General features: G+C 68.4%; 4 protein-coding genes. 1 reads left to right on the top strand and 3 read right to left on the bottom strand.

The window, feature by feature from the left end:
• The coding region (locus tag VD972_RS23175; protein ID WP_324990471.1) for a hypothetical protein at nt 1-441 on the top strand (441 nt) is incomplete at its 5' end.
• A gap of 70 nt (nt 442-511) precedes the next feature.
• On the opposite strand, the gene atpA is transcribed toward VD972_RS23175, so the two are convergent.
• From atpA to atpH, 3 genes are all read right to left on the bottom strand, one after another.
• Nucleotides 512-2,059 (bottom strand): F0F1 ATP synthase subunit alpha, encoded by a 1,548-nt coding sequence (atpA, locus tag VD972_RS23170; RefSeq protein ID WP_324990469.1) that lies wholly within the window; start codon nt 2,057-2,059, stop codon nt 512-514.
• A 164-nt stretch (nt 2,060-2,223) separates the two neighbouring features.
• Complete coding sequence (locus VD972_RS23165; RefSeq protein ID WP_324990467.1) at nt 2,224-3,660, bottom strand: PAS domain-containing sensor histidine kinase; 1,437 nt, start codon at nt 3,658-3,660, stop codon at nt 2,224-2,226.
• A 206-nt stretch (nt 3,661-3,866) separates the two neighbouring features.
• Complete coding sequence (gene atpH / locus VD972_RS23160; protein WP_324990473.1) at nt 3,867-4,412, bottom strand: ATP synthase F1 subunit delta; 546 nt, start codon at nt 4,410-4,412, stop codon at nt 3,867-3,869.
• Between the last annotated feature and the right edge of the window lie 75 nt (nt 4,413-4,487).

Here is a 4,487-nt window from a genome sequence, read left to right as displayed (position 1 = left end):
TCGGGACAGCTCGGTGACATTCGCCTCTTCACCGAGCGCCCTGCCAAGCCGCCTGACTGCCAGTTCGAGGTCTACGAGCAGCGCGAGCCTTCGCAGGAGTACGAAGTCATCGGGACGCTGAGCCTCACAGGAAACGAGTGGCTGGCAGCGAGCGGCCGCAAGCACCTGCTGAGCGAGACGGTGTGCCAGGCCGGCGCGGACGCCGTCATCCTGTCGAGCCCCGTGGAGCGCAGGCTCGCCACCGGCCGCATCCGCGAGTTCGAGGCACAGTTCATCTCCTTCGCACCCGGAGCGCTCGAGCCCGCCGCGCTGCCGGACCTGCCGCCCGCAGAGGCCGGCGCCATCATCGCGCCCCGAGGCATGGAGTGGCCCGAGGAGGCCGTGGGTGAGTCCACGCGCAAGTGGGAGCCCAAGAAGGCCGCCCAGAAGTCCGAGAGGTAGGACGCACGAAGCCCCGCCTCCCAGAGAGGGAGCGCGGGGCCTCGGACACTTCAGCCTGGAGCCGCGGCGACTACGCCTTGGCGCCCGGCGTCGCCTGGAACACCTCGTTGAACTCGCCGATGCCCTTGGCCAGCGCCGCCTTGATGTCCGCGGTGAGCTCACGCTTGGTGGAGATGTCCTTGGCCACCTGCGGGTGCTTGCCGTCCATGAACTCCATGAACTCCTTCATCCAGCGCGGCACGTCCGACACCGGCACGAGGCGGATCCACCCGCGCTTGTTCGGGTCGCTCTTGTCCGTCGCCGCGTAGATCTGCATCACCTGCTTCTCTACCGGCATCGGCTCGTACTGGCCCTGCTTGAGCAGCTCCACCAGGCGGGCGCCACGCGCCAGCGTCTCCTGCGTGGCCTTGTCCAGGTCCGAGCCGAACTGCGCGAACGCCGCCAGCTCGCGGTACTGCGCCAGCTCCAGCTTCATGGATCCAGCCACCTGCTTCATGGCCTTGATCTGCGCCGCCGAGCCCACGCGAGACACCGAGAGACCCACGTTGATCGCCGGGCGCACGCCAGAGAAGAACAGGTCCGTCTCCAGGAAGATCTGCCCGTCGGTGATGGAGATCACGTTCGTCGGGATATAGGCGGACACGTCACCGGCCTGCGTCTCGATGATGGGCAGCGCGGTGAGGGAGCCCGCGCCCTCCGCGTCCGACAGCTTCGCGGCGCGCTCCAGCAGGCGGCTGTGGATGTAGAACACGTCGCCCGGGTAGGCCTCGCGCCCCGGGGGCCGGCGCAGCAGCAGCGACAGCTGGCGGTAGGCCACGGCCTGCTTGGACAGGTCGTCGTAGATGATGAGCGCGTGCATCTTGTTGTCGCGGAAGTACTCGCCCATCGTCACGCCCGTGTACGGCGCGAAGAACTGCATGGGCGCCGGGTCGGACGCGTTGGCCGCCACCACCGTGGTGTACTCCATGGCGCCGAACTTGGAGAGCTTGTCCACCACCTGCGCCACCGTGGACTGCTTCTGCCCGATGGCCACGTAGATGCAATAGACGTTCTGGCCCTTCTGGTTGAGGATCGTGTCGAGGGCGACGGCCGTCTTGCCCGTCTGCCGGTCACCGATGATGAGCTCGCGCTGCCCGCGGCCGATCGGCACCAGCGCATCCAGCGCCTTGAGGCCCGTCTGCAGCGGCTCGTGCACGCTCTTGCGCTTCACGATGCCGGGGGCCTTCACCTCCAGGCGGCGGATCTCCGTGGCCTGGATGGGGCCCTTGCCGTCCACCGGCTCGCCGAGCGCGTTCACCACGCGGCCCAGCAGGCCCTTGCCCACCGGCACGGAGGCGATCTGCGAGGTGCGCTTGCAGGTGTCGCCCTCACGGATGTCCCGGAACTCACCCATGATGGCCACACCGACGTTGTCCTCCTCGAGGTTGAGCACCAGGCCTCGCACCCCGTTGCTGAACTCCACCAGCTCGCCGGCCTGCACGCCCTCCAGGCCGTAGATGCGGGCAATGCCGTCGCCTACGGAGAGCACGGTACCGGTCTCGGCGACGGTGACCTTCTTGCCGTAGTCCTTGATCTGTTCCCGGATGATTCTGCTGATCTCGTCGGCGCGGATTTCCATGGGCGTCTTGAGTCCTCGGAGTGGGGCGGCGCACGGGCCGCCACGGAGCCAAAGCGGGCACCCCTTACCATGCACCTCCCAGCACCGCAACGCGATCGGCCATGGGGACGCGACTGAGCTTGAATTAATCGGGCCAGTAAGTGCGGGGCCCCCAGGGGAGCCGCTCAGCGAGCAGAGGAGGCCCACCGGGGCAGCCAGACCTTGAAGCTGGTGCCGTGCTCGGCGCTGGACTCCACGCTGATGCGCCCGCCATGGGCCTCGGCGATCTGCTTGGCGATGTAGAGGCCCAACCCCAGCCCCTCGCCGGCGGGCCGCTTGCCCCGCCGGAACGGCTCGAAGATGGCCTCGCGCTCCTCTGGGGGGAGCAGCGGGCCCTTGTTGAGGACAGTCAGCGTGACGCCTGACGCCTCGCCCTTCACGCTCAGGCGGATGGGGATGTCCTTGAGGCTGTGCCGCAGTGCGTTCTGCAGCAGGTTGTCCAGCAGCTGTGCCAGCCGAGCCTCGTCCCAATGGCCCGCCAGGTCGCCCTCGGTCGAAGGGACGATGGGGTGCTCCGGGTGGGCCAGCCGGTACTCTTCCATCACCCGCTCGATGACGAACCCCATGACCATGGACGAGGGTGTCACCGGGATGCCACCCGCCAGGCGGGCCCGGGTGAAGTCCAGCAGATCGTGGATCATCCGCTCCATGCGCCGCGCCGCGCGACCCATGATCGTCAGCTGGCGCATCTGGTTCTCCTCCAGCTTCCCATCGAGCTGGAGGGCCGAGATGCCGAGCTGGAGCGTGTTCAGCGGAGTGCGGAGGTCATGCCCCACGACACCCAGGAACTGCTCCCGAAGGTACTCGGCGCGGGTCACGGCCTCCTCGGCCGCTTTCTTCCCTGTAATGTCCCACAGCGCCACCAGGCAGGCCGGCTTGCCTCGGAAGGTGACTTCTCGCCCGAGCGCCTGGAGGGGAACGCGCTGGTCGCCGTAGCGCATGGCGATCAGCTCGTACGGCATGTCCTGCTCCTTGATGGAGTCCTGCGCCGACTTGCGGAACTCCGGGGCCAGGAACCGGGCCAGCGGCTGCCCCACCAGCTCCGTCGGGCTGCACCCCAGCAGCGAGTAGCTCCCGCGGCTGGCCTCCAGCACCGTGCCCTTGTCCAAGAGGAGGTACCCGTCGCAGGAGAGGTCCAGCAGCGTCTTCAGCCGGAGCTCGGACTCGCGCAGGAGCTCCTCCTCGCGCATCCGCTCCGTCTCGTCCTGGAGCAGCAGGGTGAGCCCGGCCAGCGCCCCGCCGGACACCGCTGGCAGCAGGCTGATCCGCAGGTGGAGCTTCTCCCCACTCTTGGTCAGGCCGGGTGCGCCCGTCACCGCCGCACCTTGGATGGCCTCTCCCGCCAACGCGCGCGCACACAGGGGCGCCAGCGAAGGCGCAAGCCCCGGCCACAGCTCCGCGAGGGAGCGGCCCAGCTGGAACGAGAGGGGTTCCCCCGTCAGCCCCACCAGCGTGTCGTTCGCCCACCGCAGGCGCAGCTCCCGATCCAGGAAGGCCACCGCCCAACCTGGTGCGTTGAGCAGCGCGAGGACGAAGGGCCTGGCCTCTTCCGGCACGGCCACGGCCAGTGCGCCAGCTGAATTGAGCGGAAGAGCAGGCTGCGCCATGAGCAGGTTGGCCTGGAATCGCGGACTTCAGTCCAAGGGCCGCTGCTCAGTATAGCCTGTCTCGGGACCTGCAGGAAATGCCGGGCTTGCGGGCTGCCCGGAGGCCCGGGAGAACCTGACGCGTAGGGTGCTGGCGCGAGAAATTTCCTCGCGGGCGGAGCCTAGTGCTGCTTGAGCTCGCGTCGCAGCTGCTCGAGCTGGGTGCGGACACTGCCGTCGAACAGGACGCTGCCTACCTGCGCCGACACACCTCCCAGGAGGCTGGGGTCCTCGTGAGACTCGAGGATGACGTCGCGCTGGGTGAGCTGCTGGAGGTTCTTGCGCAGCTGCTCCAGGGCATCCGGAGTGAGCTTCGTCGCGCTGGTGACGTGGCCCCGCACGCGGCCGGCGCGGGCATCGGCCATGTCCCGGTACACACGGGCAATGTCCGACAGGTAGATGAGGCGGTTGCGGTCCACCAGCAGGCGCAGGGTGTTGGCCAGCGTGGGCTCCACTCCGCCCACCACCTTGATCAGCGAGTCCACCACCTGGTTGCGCTGGCTGCGGGAGTAGGCGGGGTTGAGGAGCACGTCCGACAGCTCGCTGCTCTGCTCGAAGGCCTTTACGAAGGCGGCGAGCTGCTCAGCAACAGAGTCGGTGCGGTTGGCCTCGGCGGCGACGTCGAGGAGCGCTCGGGCGTAGCGGCGGGCAATGGAGACGTTCACCATGGCGGTCGCGCGCTTAGCACGGGCCCAGGTCTCGGGCAATGACCAGGTGCGTCCTGAGAGAGTGAGCGCGCTTCC

Origin of the sequence: Hyalangium sp. (assembly GCF_035629615.1) — a bacterium.
In the GTDB taxonomy this organism is placed as follows: domain Bacteria; phylum Myxococcota; class Myxococcia; order Myxococcales; family Myxococcaceae; genus Hyalangium.
The sequence above is the reverse complement of the archived record's forward strand: the minus strand, read 5'-3'. Positions and strand labels throughout refer to the sequence as shown.

Coding starts and splice junctions, on each gene's coding strand:
- atpA (WP_324990469.1), bottom strand. CDS start 2,059: ATGGAAATCCGCGCCGACGAGATCAGCAGAATCATCCGGGAACAGATC.
- atpH (WP_324990473.1), bottom strand. CDS start 4,412: ATGGTGAACGTCTCCATTGCCCGCCGCTACGCCCGAGCGCTCCTCGAC.